This window comes from Mesorhizobium sp. M4B.F.Ca.ET.203.01.1.1, from assembly GCF_004791025.1.
In the GTDB taxonomy this organism is placed as follows: Bacteria; Pseudomonadota; Alphaproteobacteria; order Rhizobiales; family Rhizobiaceae; genus Mesorhizobium; species Mesorhizobium abyssinicae.
The window spans coordinates 1-327 of the sequence record NZ_SRUO01000170.1; the positions used below are offsets into that span (position 1 = coordinate 1).

Sequence of the window (327 nt, forward strand, 5' to 3'; positions counted from 1 at the left end):
TCGAGCGGTCGCCGGCGCTGAGATCGCCGCTGTTGTCGTCGTCGATGAAGATGGTCACCGGATCATGCGACCAGGCGGTGTCGTCCGCCGTCTTGCCGTTTCCGGTCAGGTCCTCGTACTTGGTGCCCGAGACTGAGAAGTCGAGGAAGTTGGTGAAGTCGTTGCCGGTGTCGGTGCCACCGCTGCCGGGATTGTCGACGGTCTGCACGAGGATCCCGGTCTGCTCGGAGCCGTCCGGCACGACCTCGTAGATGTTCTTGCCGACATCGGCCAGCGTCAGTCCGCCGATCGACCAGGCGCCGCCGGCCCCCGTCGTCGTCGAGCGGT

1 protein-coding gene is annotated in these 327 nt (G+C 66.1%); it reads right to left on the reverse strand.

The genetic code is table 11. The features are described 5' to 3' along the window. On the reverse strand, window positions 1–327 hold a 327-nt coding region (locus tag EN846_RS35525; RefSeq protein WP_187331582.1), incomplete at both ends, for a hypothetical protein.